Raw genomic sequence first — 15646 nt, forward strand, 5'->3', positions numbered from 1 at the left:
CTCACCTGAAGCTCCCCCTACATGTTTTGCGCTCCGCGCTGGTCCAGGCCTTCGGCGTTCATGCGGCGGGCGAGTTCTCCGACGGTTTCGGTGGGGCTCTGTCCGAGCTTGGGCCGGTAGCTGGGGCGCGGGCGGGCTGCGGAGTCCAGGTATCCGGCGGCGGGCAGGGTTTCGGGCTGGTGCAGGTCCCAGGCGTTCAGCGCCTGCAGCGAGATGCCGCGGGGTCCGGTGCGCCGGGTGATGCCGTGGATGAGCAGCATGCGGGTGGAGAACAGCAGCGATCCGGTGCGTTGCTGGGTGTCGTCGAAGAAGGTGGCGTCGATACAGCCGGTGCCGTCGTCCACGGAGATGAACACGACGCGTTTGCCTCCGCGCATGGGCGGGGTCTGGGTGGCCACGCGGACCCCGGCGACCAGCACCTCGGTGCCGTTGCGCAGGTGCAGCAGCTCGATGGCCTGGGTGATCGGCAGGTGGGCCAGGCGTTGCCGGTAGGAGGTGATGAGGTGTTCGCTGGCGTCCAGGTGCATGAGGTCCAGTTCGGTGCGGATGATCTCGGCCGGTTCCAGCTGCGCTCCGGTGTTATTGATGTGTTCGATCTGCCCGAGGTCGAGGGTGAGCTGGCCGGGGCCGGGCCGGTATTTGGCCGGCAGGCTGGTGCGGGCCATGGACTGGGTGTGGGCGATGGTGTCCGCCCGGCTGGTGCCGGTGAGCAGGGAGTCGAAGACACCCAGGGCCGCGAGGTTCTGGTAGGTGCGCCGGGACAGGCCGGCGCGGTCGCGCACGTCGGCCAGGTGCTCGTAGGGCTGCCCGGCGACCAGGCGTTCGACCTCTCGTTCGCTCATCTGGTGGATGTCGCGGAAGGCCAGGCGGACACCATAGCGTCCGGGGCGCAGGGTTCCGGGCGCGCGGGGCACGGCGGGGGCCGCGGCAGGAGCGTATTCGAAGATTCGTTCGACTCGGTAGTGCCCGGTGGAGCGGTTGATGTCCAGCGGCAGGATGGGGATGCCCATGCGCCGGGCCTCGGAGACCAGCAGTCGCTTGGGGTACATGCCCGGGTCGTGCTCCCAGATGCCGGCGAGGAAGGCTTCGGGGTGGTGGGCCTTGAGCCAGGCCGAGTGGTAGGTGGGTACGGCGAAGGCGGCCCCATGGGCCTTGCAGAAGCCGAAGGAGCCGAAGCCCGCCAGCACCGTCCAGACCTTGTCGATGGTTTCCGGGGTGTAGCCCTTGGCGGCGGCGCTGGCGCGGAAGTATTTTTCGACCGCCGGTTCCTGGGCGGGGTTGCCCAGGTGGCGGCGGTAGACATCCGCCATGCCCAGGCCGCAGCCGGTCATGGTGTCCAGGATGCGCAGCACCTGTTCGTGGAAGACCACTACCCCGTGGGTTTCGGCCAGCGCGGGCTTGAGTTCCTGGTGCAGGTACTGTTCGGGGGCGAAGCCGTGGCGGTGCTCCAGGTAGGGCTTGACCATGTTGGACTGCATGGGGCCGGGGCGGAACAGCGAGATATCGATGATCAGGTCGTTGAATTCGGCGGGGGCGAGCTTGCCGATCAGCTCGCGCTGGCCCGGGGATTCGATCTGGAAGCAGCCCAGGGTGTGGGTGGAGCGGATCAGTTCGAAGGTGGGGGCGTCATCCAGCGGGACCCGGGCCAGGTCGATATGACCGGCCGGGTCGATATAGCTGGTGGTGGCGTGTCCCCCGGCGCGGGCGACCGCGGCCGCATCGGGGTGCAGGCGCGCGATCTCCTGAAGGGTGTAGGCGATGGCCGACTGCATGCGCACCCCGAGCACGTCGAGCTTGATCAGCCCCATGAGGTCCATGTCGTGCTTGTCGAACTGGCTCATCGGCAGGGCGATGCCCGAGGGCTGGACCGGGGTGCGGTCCAGCAGCGAGGCGTCGGAGAGGATCACGCCGCACGGGTGCATGGAGATGTGCCGCGGCAGCCGGTCCAGGCGTTCGGTGGCGTCGATCAGGATGTCCAGCTGGGAGTCCTCGGTGAGGCGTTCGGCCAGTTCGCCCAGCTCCGGCTTCTCGGCGAGCGCTTCGCGGAAGGAGGAGGCGGAAAAACGCCACAGCTGCTTGGCGATGCCGTCCACCTGCCCGTCCTCCAGGCCCAGGGCGGCTCCGGCATCGCGGACCGCTCCGCGGGCCCGGTAGGCGTTCTGCATGCTCATCAGGCTCACGCGTTCTTCGCCGAAGCTGGCGAAGATCTTGCGATAGATCTCGTGGCGGCGGGCTGATTCCACGTCGATGTCGATGTCCGGCAGGGTGGTGCGGGTGTCGGAGAGGAAGCGTTCGAAGACCAGGTCGTGGGCCAGCGGGTTGACCTGGCTGATGCCCAGCAGGTAGTTGACCAGCGAGGAGGCGCCGGAGCCGCGGGCCGCCACGCGCACCCCCAGCCCGGTGATGAGCTTGACGGTTTCGGCGACGGTGAGGAAGTAGCCGGCGAAGTCCAGCCGGTTGATGACCCCGAGTTCCAGGGACAGCCGCTGCTCGACGGTGTGCTTCGTCTCGTTGGGCAGCAGCCGGGGCACGGCGGCGTAGACGCGTTCGGTCAGCTCCTGCATGGCCGGGCGGTGTAGGCCCAGCACCGAGGCTTCGGGGATGACAGGTTTTTTCCAGCCCAAGTCGCCGGCGGGGTCCAGGGCGGCGAAGTTGGCGACGGCCTCGGTTTCCCGCAGCAGCTTGCGCATCCAGCCGCGCTCGGTGGCGCGGGCGATTTCGGAGGCCAGCTGGCGCATCTCCTGCGGGGACTTGAGCCAGCCCTGCCCGTTGGGCTGGCAGGAGTCCATTTCACTCAGGCTGTTCAGGGTGCGAGCGGAGTCCAGGAGGTCGGCGGTGACCGCGCCGTCGGGGTCGGCGTAGCGCACGGCGTTGCTCAGCACCGCCTTTAGGCCCAGTTCCTCGGCGTAGCGCAGCATCCTGCCGGCTTCCCCGAGGTTGTAGCGGGATCCGGGGGTGGACAGATGGGTGGTGATTTCCACGCGCAGCATGGGGCCTGCCAGCTTTTTCCAGTCGGCCAGCAGTGCGCGGGCCTTGGCGTACTGCCCGCGGGCCAGCGCCCGGGCCACGTCGGATTCCCCGCCGACCAGCAGCATGAGGTTTCCGGAGGCCACCCGGTGGGCGAGCTGGCGCCGGGTCAACCCGGGAATGCCGCGGGGCGCCTGGTGGGCTTGGCTGATGCTGCGGCATAGGGCCGCGTAGCCTGCTCCGTTGCTGTGCCCGCGGGCCAGCAGGATGACCCGGCCAGCTGCATGGCCCGGGGTGTCGAGCAGTGCCAGGTTCACGCCCAGCAAGGGTTGTAGCCCGTGTTCCATGCAGGCGGCTACGTGCTTGACCGCCCCGTAGAGCCCGTCGCGGTCGGTGAGGGCCAGCGCTTCGGCGCCCATGGCGTGCGCGGCGGCGGCCAGCTGGGGCGGGGTGGAGACCCCGTAGTGGGCGCTGTAGGAGGAAGCGACATTCAGGTGCGTGAAGCTCATGCCATCGCCTCGAACATGTATTCGAGTGCCGCCTCAGGCGCTGCGGGCATGCTGCTCGTGCAGGCGGACCAGGCGCCAGCGGGTGCTCTGCGCATCGAAGCTGACATCGATGCTGAACGGCTCCGAACGGCCCGAGGAGTCGGCCAGTTGCAGTCGCCACATCTCATAATCGGCCACTCCTGCCCCTAGTCCACGCGGGATTCTCATGTTCTCCTCCCACCATTTGCGGCGTTCGAACCAACGTTCGGGTTCAGCCACCAGGCGGTAGTCTTTCCCTCGCCAGGTGACGCGCAGCGGTATTCCGTTCGCTGCGCGGGTGACCTCAATCGGCTCGGTGAACATGCCCACGTGTGCGCTCCTTACTCAACAAATTCATTCTATTCGAACATGTGTTCGATCGGTAGCTACACTAGTCAGCCCGGCCGACAGTTTGGCGCGGGCCCGGTTTCGTGAACAATTTTTTTGATCAGTTCACCGCTCGCGGCGCTGCCGAGGAAGGTACGGCAAAGGCCCGGAGGTCGAACGGATGATCCGCTCGGCCCCGGGCCTTCGACGGGCGCCGCTAGGGTGCCGGAACCTCCAGGAACTCGCCCTCTACGATCTGCGCGCTCTCATCAAGCGCGCGGGTCATCGACCAGGTGTCGGTGAAGCGGCAGGCGGACATCTTCCACTGGCCGTCCACCAGCACGTATTCGTCGTCGTATTCGCCGGTCTTCAGGTACTCGGTGCGTTCGGCCAGGTTGATCTGGCGGAAGCGCAGCGTCCAGCGTCCCCGGGCGGTGGTGGGGCTAATCAGCGTGATGTCCGGGTGCATGCCGTGGTGCATGTCGAAGATCACGGGCTTCCCGTCGACCTTCGCCAGCGCCACCTGGGTAAAGATCTCGGCCATCGGCTCCACGTCGTCGAAGGCGCCCATGGGGCCGTAGTCGATGATCGCGCCGCGTTTGATGAAGCAGTCGCGGAATCCCTGCGGGTCCTTGCCGTCGCAGGCGCGCCAGTAGCGGTGCTTTAGCGCCTTGATCTCTTCGATCGCTTCCAGCGCGGCAAGGCGTTGTTCCAAATCCATGGATTGTTCTCCTGAAAAAGTCGTGTCGAGCGGATAGTCCGTTGGCGAATTAGCCGATGACTGCGTCGGAAAACACCGGCGGGTTTCCAAGCATGGGGCGGTGGGAGACCGGCTGCGCACCGTTCACGTCCTGCACCCCCAGTTCCGCGGCCACTTCCGCGGCGATCAGCACCTGGCCGCTGCGCTGCATCAACTGCGGGTCGCGGTGCAGCGCGTCGATGACCCGGCCGGGGAATTCCGGGGATTCGACGGTGGCTTCCAGGTCCCCGTACTGCTCCGGGCTTTTCGCCAGCTCGGCCAGGGTGCGCTCGGTCTTCAGCATCCCCATCCACAGGGAGATGACGGCGACGCCGTGCGGCTTGAAGTCCACGGCCATGTCGCTGGCCATCTTGTCCACGGCGGCCTTGCCGGCCCCGTAGGCCGGTCCGTGCATGTAGCAGGTTCCGCCGAAGGAGGAGGTGTTCACCACCAGCCCGCCACCGGCGATCAGCAGCGGCGCAGCGTAGTAGCTGGCGACGTAGCTGGAGCGCAGCCCGACGTTGAACACCTGAAGCAGGTCCAAGGACTTCTCCCAGAACGCTCCGGTGAGCGTCAGCTCCGCCGGGACCGCGTAGGCGTTGTTGACCAGGATGTCGATGGCCCCGTCTTCGGCGGCGATGCGTTCAAAAAGCGCCTTCACCTGGGTGTCGTCGGTGTGGTCGAGCACCACCGGCACGCCGATCCCGCCACGGGCGGTGATCTCCTCGGCGGTGGCGAAAACGGTCCCCGGCAGCGGGGCCTCGCCTTCGGTGGTGGTACGCCCGGTGACATAGACCTTGGCCCCGGCTTCGCCCAGCGCCAGCGCGATCCCCTTGCCCGCCCCGCGGCTGGCTCCAGTGACAACTGCGACGCGTCGGGTTTTCTGGGTCATCGATTTCCTCCCGTGATTCTGGCGCGCTCGAGGTCCCGGGCGCTCGTGGCTCGATTACATCCCGCCCGCGCGCCGCCGAAATCCGCCCGTCCCGCTGAACGGGACGGGCCGCCGCGCCGCCCCGGCGGCACGAAGGCCCGGAACCAGCCGGTCGACGACCAGCGGATTCCGGGCCCTTGGCAGGAGACGGAGGTTCTACTCCACCCGGTTGCCCAGCTCGTGCAGCGGGGTCTTGAAGGTTTCGCGGGCCCAGATGGCTCCGATGGCCGCCACGATGGAGGATCCGGCAACGATCCAGGCCGCCGGGCCGTAGTTGGCAGGGATCCCGCCGACAAGCACGGTGGCGATCATCGGGGTGAACCCGGCGCACAGGATGCCCACCTGCAGGCCGATGGCGACACCCGAGTAGCGGACCTTGACGTGGAACAGCTCGGAGAACCAGGCCGGGTAGATCGCGTTGGACACCGCGTAGCTGCCGGCGGTGATCGCGATGCTCAGCAGGAAGACCAGCGCGATGTTGGAGGTGGAGATCGCCCAGAAGTACACCCAGATCAGCACGCCGGAAGACAGGATGCCCGTGATGAAGATCGGGCGGCGGCCGAACCGGTCCGAGAGGTAGGCGCTCAGCGGCTGAGTGAAGATCGCCAGCACGTTGCCCACGATGCTGACCACCAGCATGGTGGCCGCGGGGATGCCCACGCTGACCGCGTAGGCCAGGCCGAAGGCCTGCATCAGGGTGTTGGTGACGCATTGGAAGGACATCAGCGAGACCTGGAAGAACTGCGCCGGGTGGGTCTTGAGCATCAGCAGGAACGGCAGCTTCTCCTTGGCGTCGCCGGCCTGCGCCTTGACCTCGTCCTCGAAGACTTCAGGCTCCTCGAGCGAGCGGCGCACCAGCATGGCCACGATCATGACGACCACCGAGAGCAGGAAGGGAACACGCCAGCCCCACGACATCCTGGCGGTTTCCTCCATCGCGGCGACCGGGATGAATGCCAGCGAGGCCAGCACGATGCCCGCCGAGATCCCGCTCATGGCGAAGGACGGGAAGAACCCGCGCCGCCCCACCGGGGATTCCTCCATGGTCAGGGTCGAGGACCCCGCCGTCTCTGCGCCGGCGGACAGGCCCTGGACCAGCCGCAGGGACACCAGCAGGGCCGGGGCCAGGTAGCCGGCCTGCGCGAAGTTCGGCAGCAGGCCGATCGCGAAGGTCGACCCTCCCATCAGCATCAGGGTCAGCACCAGCGTGTTCTTACGCCCCAGTCGGTCGCCCAGGTGGCCGAACACGATGGCCCCGAATGGGCGGGCCACGTAGGCGACGCCGAAGGTGGCGAACGAGGCCATGAGGGTAATCGTGGGATCCCCCGCCGGGAAGAAGATATGCGAGAAGATCAGCGACGCGGCGGTCGCATAGATGAAGAAGTCGTAGTACTCCAGCATGCCTCCGAGGAACGCGGCCAGCGCCGCTTTCTTCGCCCGCTTCATCCGGTAGCTCTGCTCGACACGCGAGAGATCTGTACCGACAACTGCGCTGCTCTGGTCAATCGCCATGGGGAACCTCCAAGTAACAAGAACCGATGTGCACGCTATCCGAACAGTGGTACGTTTTGCGCACACTTGAGTGTACTCCTGTGTGATCCGCAACACCTAGGGAAATTTCAAAGAAAATTCGCCGATCCGAAAATCTCCCGCAGGCGCTCGGTGCCTTGCAGGTCAACGGCGATTTGCCGTGTGCAGGCCCCGTTAACGCGGCAAAGGGCCGCCCCGAGGGGCGCCCCTGGTCTGCGCGAGGGAGGTTAGTGGCCGAAGGAATCCGCATCCAGGCGCGGGCCGGCACCGGTATCCAGCGCATCGATCGCCGCCAGCTGCTGCCCGGTCAGGGAGAAGTCGAAAACATCAAGGTTCTCGCGCTGCCGCACATCGCTGGCGGACTTGGGCACCGCGACGCGTCCCGAATCAAGGTGCCAGCGCAGCACGATTTGCGCCGGGGTCTTGCCATACTGCTCCGCCGCTTCGGTGATCGCCAGATGCGACAGGAAATCCCCGGCACGGCCCAGCGGGCTGTAGGCGGCGGTGACGAGCTGGCGCTGGGCATGGGCCTGAAGCTGCCCGCGCTGCAGGTGTTCGGGGTCGACCTGCACCTGGTTCAGCGCCGGGCGCAGCCCCGCGTCGTAGACGGCCTGCAGGTGCGCCGGCTTGAAGTTGGACACGCCCCAGGCGCGCAGCTTCCCTGCCTGTACCAGTTCCTCCAGCCCGTGGCAGGCCTCGACATAGGCACCCTGCTGCGGGTTGGGCCAGTGCACCAGATACAAGTCCAGGTAATCCAGCCCCATCAGCTCGCAGGCGCGCTCGTAGGCGGCGGCCACGCCGTCGCGCGAGTGGTCCTCCTTGTTGAACTTGCTGGTCACCCACAGCGTCTCGCGCCGCACCCCGGCCCGCGCGATGCCCTCGCCGACCGCCTGCTCGTTGCCGTAGTTCGCCGCGGTGTCCACGTGGCGGTAGCCGTTGCCCAGCGCCCGGGCCACCGCATCAGCCGCTTCCTCGCCGGTCAGCGGCCAGGTGCCCAGCCCGATGGCCGGAATCCGCAACCCCGGCGCCAACTCGATCGTGTGCTGTTCCTGCATTCCTGCTCCCTCGTCCCTGACCTGCGCTTATCGCCTTGGCTAATCCATTCAAGTATTAAGCGGCCGCCGCGCAAAAGTCCACGACTAAACACGTCAGCGACTATGTAGGATTCCGGGACAATCGGCGAATCGGCCGCACAGCGCATCCATCCCGCGCCACACTTGGTCATTTGGCGCGCGGCTCCTAGATTCCCGTCTGCCGCACCGATAGCATCGGGTCAGAAGCACAATCCACCACAAGGAGCTCACTGACATGTCCCACAAGGTCAAAGCGGTCATTTCCCGCGCCAAAGACGCCCCGGTCGAGGTTGTCGACATCATCGTTCCGGATCCGGGACCGGGAGAGGTCGTGGTCGACGTGCTGACCACCGGCGTGTGCCATACCGACCTGCACTACAAGCTCGGCGGCATTGGTGACGACTACCCCTACCTGCTGGGCCACGAGTCCACTGCGGTGGTCAGCCAGATCGGCGAGAACGTCACCAACGTCAAGGTCGGCGACCGCGTCATCCTGAACTGGCGCGCGGTCTGTGGCCAGTGCCGCGCCTGCGCCAAGGGCGAGCCGAAGTACTGCTTCAACACCTTCAACGCCACCCAGAAGATGACCCTGGAAGACGGCACCGAACTGTCCCCTGCGCTGGGCATCGGATCCTTCGCCGAAAAGACCCTGGTCCACTCCGGGCAGTGCACCATCGTGGACGAGGACGCTGATCCGGCGGCCGTGGGCCTGCTGGGCTGCGGCATCATGGCCGGCATCGGCGCGGCCATCAACACCGGAGAGATCAAGCGCGGGGAATCCGTGGCGGTCATCGGCTGCGGCGGCGTGGGCTCGGCGGCCATCGCCGGCGCCCAGCTGGCCGGGGCTACCACCATCATCGCGGTGGACGTCAACCAGGACAAGCTGGAAACCGCCAAGCGCTTCGGCGCCACCCACACCGTGAACTCCGCCCAGGTGGACGCGGTCACCGCGATCCAGGAGCTCACCGGCGGCTTCGGCGCCGACGTGGTCATCGACGCGGTGGGCCGCCCGGAAACCTACAAGCAGGCCTTCTACGCCCGCGACCTGGCCGGGCGCGTGGTGCTGGTGGGCGTGCCGACCCCGGAGATGACCCTTGAGCTGCCGCTGCTGGACGTCTTCGGCCGCGGCGGTTCGCTGAAGAGCTCCTGGTACGGCGACTGCCTGCCGAGCCACGACTTCCCGATGCTGGTCCAGCAGTACAAGCTCGGCCGCCTGGACCTGGATTCCTTCGTCACCGAGCGCATCGGCATCAACGACGTCGAGGCGGCCTTCGACAAGATGCACGAGGGCACCGTGCTGCGATCGGTGGTGGAAATCTAGTGGCCGCGCGCATCGAGAACATCGTCACCTCCGGCACCTTCAGCCTGGACGGCGGCACCTGGGAGGTGGACAACAACGTCTGGCTCATCGGGGACGACGCCGAGGTCATCGTGATCGACCCGGCCCACGACTCGCAGGCCATCCGCGAGGCCATCGGCAAGCGCGAGGTGATGGCGGTGCTGCTCACCCACGGGCACGACGACCACATCCGCGCCGCCGCGCAGTTCTCCGACGAGGTCGACGCCCCGCTGTTCCTGAACCCCGAAGACCAGATGCTCTGGGACGCGGTGTACCCGGAGCGCGACATCGACGCGGAAATCCACGAAGGCGACAGCTTCACCGTCGCCGGGACCACGCTGACCGCCCTGCACACTCCGGGGCACTCGCCGGGTTCCACCTGCTTCTACTCGGAGGACCTGGGCGTGCTGTTCAGCGGCGACACCCTGTTCAACGGCGGCCCCGGTGCCACCGGCCGCAGCTACTCGAGCTTCGAGACGATCATCGACTCGATCCGCTCCAAGCTGCTGACCCTGCCGGCGGAAACCGTGGTCAACACCGGCCACGGCGCCGCCACCACCATCGGCGACGAAGCGCCGAACCTGGATGAGTGGATCGCCCGCGGTCACTAGCCCCACAGCGGAGCGCAACGCGGAGCCCAGGCCCGGAAGGAATGAGAATTTCCCTCCCGGCTTGGGCTTTCGTGTGAAATGATGAGTACATGCCTGAATCTTCTGCCCGCGTGCGCTCAGCGAAAATCCCCGGCTGGATCGGAACACTGTTCATCCTGGCTGGCAGCGTGCTGCTCTGGCGCGACAGCCAGGCCGAATACCTGCTCTATTCCGGCAGCAGCGAACCGCAATCGGTCGACACCTTTTCCATTGGCCCCTCGATGCTGCAGGTCTCCGGCGAGCTGCTGCTGGCCTTCGGATTCGGGGCGCTATGCCTGAGCCTGGGACTGATCCTGGGGCGCCGCATGCTGAAAAGCAGAAAACATCTACTCACCACGCGTATCATCTGGCTCACCGGGCTGCTGGTGCTGGCTGGCGGAACCGGCCTGCTGATCTGGGATGCACTGCAGGTCAGGAGCTTCGGCTGGTTCGCCTACGCGCCGCTCAGCAACAGCGCGTTCTCCCCCGCCCCCTGGGTGACCTGGACACAGATTCTCGGCAAGCTGCTTAGCGCGCTGGGCCTTGGTGCCTTCGGCTTGGGCATCGGGCTGCACGCAGGAGCACCGGCTCGGCACGTGGACTCCTAGAACAGCGAACGATGCGGTTCGATCAGCTCCGGACCGTCGTTGCGCACGTTTCCCACCGCGGGATCCACCTCGTGCATGGTCCAAGTTGAAGCCACATCGAATGCCTCGGACCGGATCTGCTCGATCAGCCCTTCGCCGTCCTCCTGTTCCGGATCCAGCCAGCGGGCCATCATGTCCCGATCCAGCGGAATCGGCAGGCGGTCGTGGAGCCCGGCTAGCTCGCCGAGTACTCCCGGCTCTTCGCTCGAGGGCGAATCCATGGTCATGATCGAGGTGGACAGGATCCAGCTTCCGTCCTCGTCTTTCCACCATTCATACAGCCCCGCGAAGAAGATCAGCTTGCCGTCATCGCGGTGCACAAAGAAGGGACGCTTCTTGCTGCCTTCCTTCTTCCACTCGTAGTAGCCCTGCACGGGAACCGCGGCCCGGCGCTTCTTGACCGCCGAACGGAACGTCGGCTTGGAGGAAGCGGTTTCGCTGCGCGCGTTGAAGGCGCGCACCCCCACCGACAGCTCCTTGGCCCAGCCCGGAACCAGGCCCCAGCGGGCCACGTGGACCTGGCGATGCAGCTGTCCGTCGATCATCCGCTCGAGCACCACCGGGACATCGGTGGTCGGCGCGACGTTCCACGACTGGCGAAGCTCCAGGTTGGCGTCCGCCTCCGCTTCAGCCTCGGCAACCAGGTCGCCAATGGCCTTGGCCATGACGTAGCGTCCGCACATGGAGTCCCCCTTGAGATGTTGGTTTCCTTGGCACTAAGGGTACTGCACGGCCGGCCTGCTGGTTACCCGAAGAATTCCGGTGCTTGGTCACGGAGCTTGTCTTCAAGCATGTCTCTGGTGCACTCGATTGGTTCGCGGTTGAGCTTGACCGAATCGATCATCCACCCGATCTCGTCGCTCTTCAACGTGTACTGGTTGTCCCAGATGGAACAGACCTGTTCGGTCCCGGCAGGCGCGTAAGCCGCCTCCTGCACGGTCCACAATTCCACACCCACACTCAGGGTGTCCTTGCCCTCGATGTCGTACACATCCACGTAGGCCCAGACGGTTGTTGACAGACCTGCGGCCCAGTCCTGCACGCTGCCCATGCGCTCCTGCATTTCCGGAGTCATCAATTCAAAGGACGCTTCGTAGTTTCCGGAATTGATTCCTTGGCCGAACGCCCCGAAAAGTTCGGCGACATAGATCGCCTGCTCGTGCTCGCTGCTCACTTCCGGGGTCAGCACAAAGCCGGTTGGGGCATCAGAACCTGCGCAGCTTTGCAACGGCATGAAGTCTGCTCGGTCTTCCCACTGTTTGACGGCGCGATTAATACGCTGGGATGTCACTGCGAAGCCAGTGCCCTCGACACTTACACCGCGTCCTTCGCGCTGCACAGCTATGGCCATGCCCACCACGTTGCCCTTGGTGTCCAGCACCGGCCCACCCGAGTTGCCGCTATTCATGGCCGCGTCGGTCTTCAATATGGATTCGACCTCAGCTTCGGACCATGGAGTCCCTTGATTGACACTGCTGATCTTGCCAGTGGTCAGGCTCAGGTCGTTATTCGACTTGACGGCATCCTCTACTTCAAGACTGAGCGGAAAGCCAAGCACCCCGACTTCGGTTCCAATGTTTGGGGCATCGTCCGACAACTCAAAAATGTGGCCGTCTGAGTCCTTGGCCAGCTTCAACAAAGCGATATCAATGATCGGGTCCGCACCCACCACCATCGCCCCGTGGAGCGCATCATCCACACGAACCTGCAGCGAGCTGGCCTGATCCACAACGTGCGCCGCGGTAACCACCAGGTCGTCGTCGACCAGGAAACCGGTACCGGTAGACATACCCTCCTCGCAATGCCCGGTCCCAATATGCGCTATCCCGGAGCGGGAGGAAGCTGTCAGCGAGTCCCATCCCTGGCTTGGCGTAGCCGTTGCAGTGGGGGTATGCGGCACAACTGGCGGGTTTGAGGGCGGGCGGGTTGTTGGTGACTGGCTACTGGGCTCCGTGGCTCCTGCCGAGGGCTGCGCCTCGGGAGTGTTGATGGTTACGCAGCCAGAAAGTGCAAGCATGAGCGACGCCCCCGCAATAGCCGTGCCGAATTTCTTGCCACAATCCTTGATGCTGCTCATGGAATTCGCCGCCTTCGCCCAGCTTGATTCTCCAAGACAACCACTGTCCGAATTGGGGCTAGACTATCCCGAGCCTTCACCTCTCGACAACGGTTCGGGCGGGTCCGAACGTACTCGAGTAGCACTTGGAAAGAACCAAGCCACAGGGAAGAAAATCGTGGCACACATGGTTACATGAAGTATGAGCAACGAATTGAATCTTCAGAAGTACGTTCCTGCCGCTGGCGGAGTCACCATGTTCACCACCAGCTGGTGCGGCTACTGCCGCAATCTGAAGCGCCTGATGGACCAGAAGGGCGTGGCCTACACCGAGGTGAACATCGAAGAGGTCGAGGGCACCGCGGAAATCGTCGAGTCGTTCAACAACGGCAACCAGACCGTCCCGACCCTGATCTTCCCGGACGGCACCGCCGCCACCAACCCGCGCATCGAGGAAGTCGTCGAGCGCGTCGGAGCGTAAGTCCGCCTTAAATGCATAGTTCCCGGAACCCGCCGCGGTTCCGGGAACTTCGTGTTTAACCGGCCGTCCACCCCGGGATGGTGACATGCTCCCGGTATTCGGCCAGCAGCGCCTCGATAAACGTTTCGGTTGAGAGCCCGGGCATCAGGTCATCACCTGCACCCACCGTCTCGGGGTTCATCGGGACTTCCATGGCACCATAGACGGCATCCAGCACGCGTCGCAACGGCTCAGAGTTCTCCACCACGAAAACGCTGGAGAACAGCCAAGCTCCGGAAATCACCCGCTGCGCGGTGCCCACCAGCTTGACCGCATGCCCGATCGCAGAGCCCGGCCCCGGGACCCCGTGCACCGAATGGTCCCCGACGCAGTACTCGCCGTCGATGGGCCCCACCTCGGCTTGGACCCCGACCCTGCGGAATGCATCGGCATAGAGCCGGGCGAAAATCTCGAACCGCTGCTGCTGGTGCATGATCGCTTCGGCCTGCGGCTCGATATGGTCAACGATCAAGGTGCCGCGATGGTACGCGGCCGCCCGGCCGCCCGCCTTCCGCACCAGCGGCGCGAATCCCTGATTCTCGGCCGCCCGGCTGGCCAGCTCGAAGCCCGGGAGGCGAACATCACGCTGGCCGAACGCCAAGGTGGGGTCGGGCCGGTACAGGCGCAGCAGCGGCCCGCGCTCACCGGACTGGACTTCGCGCAACAGCTGCACCCCGCGCTCCAGATCAGCACCGGGATCTCCGCTGGGTTCCTCGCGCAGCAAGGTCAACGGAGCATCAGATTGGCGATTCCACAAGGTCATGGTCATGAGTCTAATTCAGCCGGCGAAGCCGCTTCGAACGTATGACGCCCAGTCACCGGCTGGGTGAGGTGAGGGTGAAAATTACTGGGCGTTGGGCGCAGTAGGACATAATTGGTCGTGTGCCTTCTTCATCTACACCAGTAATTCTCATCGGCGGACCCTCAGGCTCAGGCAAGTCATACCTTGCAGCTCGGTTTGGAAATCCGCATCTTCCACTCGATGAGTTCTACCGCCAGCTTTCCGAAGACGGGCACCCCGAGGCATTCCCCCGCACTCCCTACGGAGAAGTCGACTGGGACCACCCGGGCACCTGGAACATGGACGCAGCGTTGAAGGCAGTCAACGAGCTATTGGAATCGGGCAGCACCATGGTGCCGAACTACTCCATCTCCACCTCAAGCTACGACGGGCATCGAAAGATCTGCGGCAATGGCGGCCCCATCATCGCGGAAGGGATCTTCCTCTCGGAAATCCTCGAGCCGCTGCGCGCCCAGGGAATCGATGTCCAGGCCTACTACGTCGACGAGCCGGCGCTGCTGACGACGATCCGCCGCTTCGTCAGGGACGTCTCCCAGCGCCGCAAGCCGCTGCTGTTCCTCATCAAGCGAGGCTATGCGCTCTTCAAGGCGCATGCCTCCGACAGGGAAAACTACCGGGCCAAGGGATTCACGATCATGCCGAAGCCCCAGCTCAAGAAGCTGCTGGCAAACCTCAGCCCGGTTTCCTAGCGCGAGCGGACCGTCAGGATCTGCTCTGCTCGTCCGAACGGCCCGCTTTCATCGTGCAGAACCGTCGAGGTCAGCCCAATGCCATCGGTGCCGTAGCTTTGCTGTGCCTCCAGCCCCAGCCATTCTCCCGCCGGGGCACGGTACATGTGGATCTGCAGATCGAGGTTCGGGAACATCCACTCGCCGGCGCCGGGTTCCACCCGCGGAGCGACACCATTGGCGGTGTCGACAAGCCCAATCAGGCGGGACATCGACGAGGCATTGTGGACGTCCACCAGATCGTAGGGAGTGCGCAGCCAGGCAAGCCCCTTTCCCTTGCGGCGACCCTCAGCGGCACGCATTTCAACGGACTTGATGTATCCCCCGGGCCAGAGCTTTGAAATCTCCAACGCTTCGCAGTCCTGCGGCCCAACCACCGGTGCATCCTCAACACCCGCAACAGCCGAGGAGTCCCCGGTAATCACGCGCCAAGCCTGCGCAACAATGCTCGTCCGACCCTTGGCCTTCATTTCGGCTTCGATCAATTCGATCGTCCGGCCCGGTCGCACCATGCGCGTGGTGATCTCGAATTCGCCGGCATGGATCAGGCCATGGATTTCAAAGCTCAGTCGCGCAATGCGCATGTCGCTTCGAGGCTGGAACTGCTCCAGTTCATGTGCCATGATCCCCGAAGCCGGCGCCATGTGCTGCTCGTGCGCATTCCACGCACCCTGGGCATGCCACGAAGAACGGTAGCGCCCCTCGCCCAGCGACTCGAAGTAGAAGTCCCCCGATGCAAGAATCTTGTCCAGGTCCTCGGTGAGCTGATGCGTCATTGCTGCCCTCCAGGCATGTTCGCGCGGATGTGTCGTTGATCCCAGCGTATCGAAC

16 protein-coding genes are annotated in these 15646 nt (G+C 65.1%); 6 read left to right on the forward strand and 10 right to left on the reverse strand.

Annotation, left to right across the window (positions count from 1 at the left end):
• Window positions 1-17 precede the first annotated feature (17 nt).
• The 6 genes from C1H84_RS00995 to C1H84_RS01020 all read right to left on the reverse strand — a co-directional run bounded on the left by C1H84_RS00995 (window position 18) and on the right by C1H84_RS01020 (window position 8076).
• Window positions 18-3476, reverse strand: a complete 3459-nt coding sequence (locus C1H84_RS00995; protein WP_113606309.1) for a DNA polymerase III subunit alpha — start codon at window positions 3474-3476, stop codon at window positions 18-20.
• Between the two features lie 33 nt (window positions 3477-3509).
• Entirely contained in the window at window positions 3510-3818 is a 309-nt protein-coding gene (locus tag C1H84_RS01000) for a DUF6504 family protein (RefSeq protein WP_202605475.1), read from the reverse strand.
• Between the two features lie 220 nt (window positions 3819-4038).
• Window positions 4039-4542, reverse strand: coding sequence for a nuclear transport factor 2 family protein (locus tag C1H84_RS01005; RefSeq protein WP_113606311.1), 504 nt, complete (start codon window positions 4540-4542; stop codon window positions 4039-4041).
• Window positions 4543-4591: 49 nt separating this feature from the next.
• Entirely contained in the window at window positions 4592-5452 is an 861-nt protein-coding gene (locus C1H84_RS01010) for an SDR family NAD(P)-dependent oxidoreductase (RefSeq protein WP_113606312.1), read from the reverse strand.
• 195 nt (window positions 5453-5647) lie between these two features.
• The gene (locus C1H84_RS01015; RefSeq protein WP_047119226.1) at window positions 5648-7003 is read right to left on the reverse strand and encodes an MFS transporter; all 1356 of its coding nucleotides are present in this window, start codon (window positions 7001-7003) and stop codon (window positions 5648-5650) included.
• A gap of 245 nt (window positions 7004-7248) precedes the next feature.
• Window positions 7249-8076: an aldo/keto reductase gene (locus C1H84_RS01020; RefSeq protein WP_113606313.1), complete on the reverse strand. Its 828-nt coding sequence runs from the start codon at window positions 8074-8076 to the stop codon at window positions 7249-7251.
• A gap of 253 nt (window positions 8077-8329) precedes the next feature.
• On the opposite strand from C1H84_RS01020, the gene C1H84_RS01025 reads away from it, so the two are divergent.
• The 3 genes from C1H84_RS01025 (at window position 8330) to C1H84_RS01035 (ending at window position 10670) form a co-directional block, all read left to right on the forward strand.
• Entirely contained in the window at window positions 8330-9415 is a 1086-nt protein-coding gene (locus tag C1H84_RS01025) for an S-(hydroxymethyl)mycothiol dehydrogenase (protein ID WP_047119228.1), read from the forward strand.
• Entirely contained in the window at window positions 9415-10044 is a 630-nt protein-coding gene (locus C1H84_RS01030) for an MBL fold metallo-hydrolase (RefSeq protein ID WP_113606314.1), read from the forward strand. The genes C1H84_RS01025 and C1H84_RS01030 overlap by 1 nt, the downstream gene beginning before the upstream one ends.
• A gap of 89 nt (window positions 10045-10133) precedes the next feature.
• Entirely contained in the window at window positions 10134-10670 is a 537-nt protein-coding gene (locus C1H84_RS01035; RefSeq protein ID WP_113606315.1) for a hypothetical protein, read from the forward strand.
• On the opposite strand, the gene C1H84_RS01040 is transcribed toward C1H84_RS01035, so the two are convergent.
• A complete protein-coding gene (locus C1H84_RS01040) occupies window positions 10667-11392 on the reverse strand; it encodes an SOS response-associated peptidase (RefSeq protein ID WP_113606316.1) in 726 nt (241 codons plus the stop codon). The two genes, C1H84_RS01035 and C1H84_RS01040, sit on opposite strands and share 4 nt — an antisense overlap.
• 62 nt (window positions 11393-11454) lie before the next feature.
• A complete protein-coding gene (locus tag C1H84_RS01045; RefSeq protein WP_181728001.1) occupies window positions 11455-12498 on the reverse strand; it encodes a S1C family serine protease in 1044 nt (347 codons plus the stop codon).
• A 226-nt stretch (window positions 12499-12724) separates the two neighbouring features.
• On the opposite strand from C1H84_RS01045, the gene C1H84_RS18160 reads away from it, so the two are divergent.
• Window positions 12725-12964 carry a hypothetical protein gene (locus tag C1H84_RS18160; RefSeq protein ID WP_181728002.1) on the forward strand — a complete coding sequence of 80 codons (240 nt, stop codon included), beginning with the start codon at window positions 12725-12727 and terminating at the stop codon, window positions 12962-12964.
• Between the two features lie 3 nt (window positions 12965-12967).
• Window positions 12968-13246 (forward strand): mycoredoxin, encoded by a 279-nt coding sequence (locus C1H84_RS01050; RefSeq protein WP_113606318.1) that lies wholly within the window; start codon window positions 12968-12970, stop codon window positions 13244-13246.
• 55 nt (window positions 13247-13301) lie between these two features.
• On the opposite strand, the gene C1H84_RS01055 is transcribed toward C1H84_RS01050, so the two are convergent.
• Window positions 13302-14048: a lipoate--protein ligase family protein gene (locus C1H84_RS01055; protein WP_181728003.1), complete on the reverse strand. Its 747-nt coding sequence runs from the start codon at window positions 14046-14048 to the stop codon at window positions 13302-13304.
• A 119-nt stretch (window positions 14049-14167) separates the two neighbouring features.
• Between C1H84_RS01055 and C1H84_RS01060 the strand changes: the two genes are divergently transcribed.
• Complete coding sequence (locus tag C1H84_RS01060; protein WP_244910773.1) at window positions 14168-14776, forward strand: uridine kinase family protein; 609 nt, start codon at window positions 14168-14170, stop codon at window positions 14774-14776.
• Here the strand turns inward: C1H84_RS01060 and C1H84_RS01065 are convergent.
• A complete protein-coding gene (locus C1H84_RS01065) occupies window positions 14773-15591 on the reverse strand; it encodes a thioesterase family protein (RefSeq protein WP_047119235.1) in 819 nt (272 codons plus the stop codon). The genes C1H84_RS01060 and C1H84_RS01065 overlap by 4 nt on opposite strands.
• Window positions 15592-15646: the final 55 nt, after the last annotated feature.

This window comes from Glutamicibacter soli (assembly GCF_003309065.1).
Lineage (GTDB): Bacteria > Actinomycetota > Actinomycetes > Actinomycetales > Micrococcaceae > Glutamicibacter > Glutamicibacter soli.

What these genes read in the sequence shown, in the direction of transcription:
- C1H84_RS01025 (WP_047119228.1), top strand. Translation starts at nt 8,330, where the DNA reads ATGTCCCACAAGGTCAAAGCGGTCATTTCCCGCGCCAAAGACGCCCCG.
- C1H84_RS01040 (WP_113606316.1), bottom strand. Translation starts at nt 11,392, where the DNA reads ATGTGCGGACGCTACGTCATGGCCAAGGCCATTGGCGACCTGGTTGCC.
- C1H84_RS01050 (WP_113606318.1), top strand. Translation starts at nt 12,968, where the DNA reads ATGAGCAACGAATTGAATCTTCAGAAGTACGTTCCTGCCGCTGGCGGA.
- C1H84_RS01065 (WP_047119235.1), bottom strand. Translation starts at nt 15,591, where the DNA reads ATGACGCATCAGCTCACCGAGGACCTGGACAAGATTCTTGCATCGGGG.
- C1H84_RS18160 (WP_181728002.1), top strand. Translation starts at nt 12,725, where the DNA reads ATGAGCGACGCCCCCGCAATAGCCGTGCCGAATTTCTTGCCACAATCC.
- C1H84_RS01005 (WP_113606311.1), bottom strand. Translation starts at nt 4,542, where the DNA reads ATGGATTTGGAACAACGCCTTGCCGCGCTGGAAGCGATCGAAGAGATC.
- C1H84_RS01010 (WP_113606312.1), bottom strand. Translation starts at nt 5,452, where the DNA reads ATGACCCAGAAAACCCGACGCGTCGCAGTTGTCACTGGAGCCAGCCGC.
- C1H84_RS01020 (WP_113606313.1), bottom strand. Translation starts at nt 8,076, where the DNA reads ATGCAGGAACAGCACACGATCGAGTTGGCGCCGGGGTTGCGGATTCCG.
- C1H84_RS01035 (WP_113606315.1), top strand. Translation starts at nt 10,134, where the DNA reads ATGCCTGAATCTTCTGCCCGCGTGCGCTCAGCGAAAATCCCCGGCTGG.
- C1H84_RS00995 (WP_113606309.1), bottom strand. Translation starts at nt 3,476, where the DNA reads ATGAGCTTCACGCACCTGAATGTCGCTTCCTCCTACAGCGCCCACTAC.
- C1H84_RS01055 (WP_181728003.1), bottom strand. Translation starts at nt 14,048, where the DNA reads ATGACCTTGTGGAATCGCCAATCTGATGCTCCGTTGACCTTGCTGCGC.
- C1H84_RS01000 (WP_202605475.1), bottom strand. Translation starts at nt 3,818, where the DNA reads ATGTTCACCGAGCCGATTGAGGTCACCCGCGCAGCGAACGGAATACCG.
- C1H84_RS01045 (WP_181728001.1), bottom strand. Translation starts at nt 12,498, where the DNA reads ATGTCTACCGGTACCGGTTTCCTGGTCGACGACGACCTGGTGGTTACC.
- C1H84_RS01015 (WP_047119226.1), bottom strand. Translation starts at nt 7,003, where the DNA reads ATGGCGATTGACCAGAGCAGCGCAGTTGTCGGTACAGATCTCTCGCGT.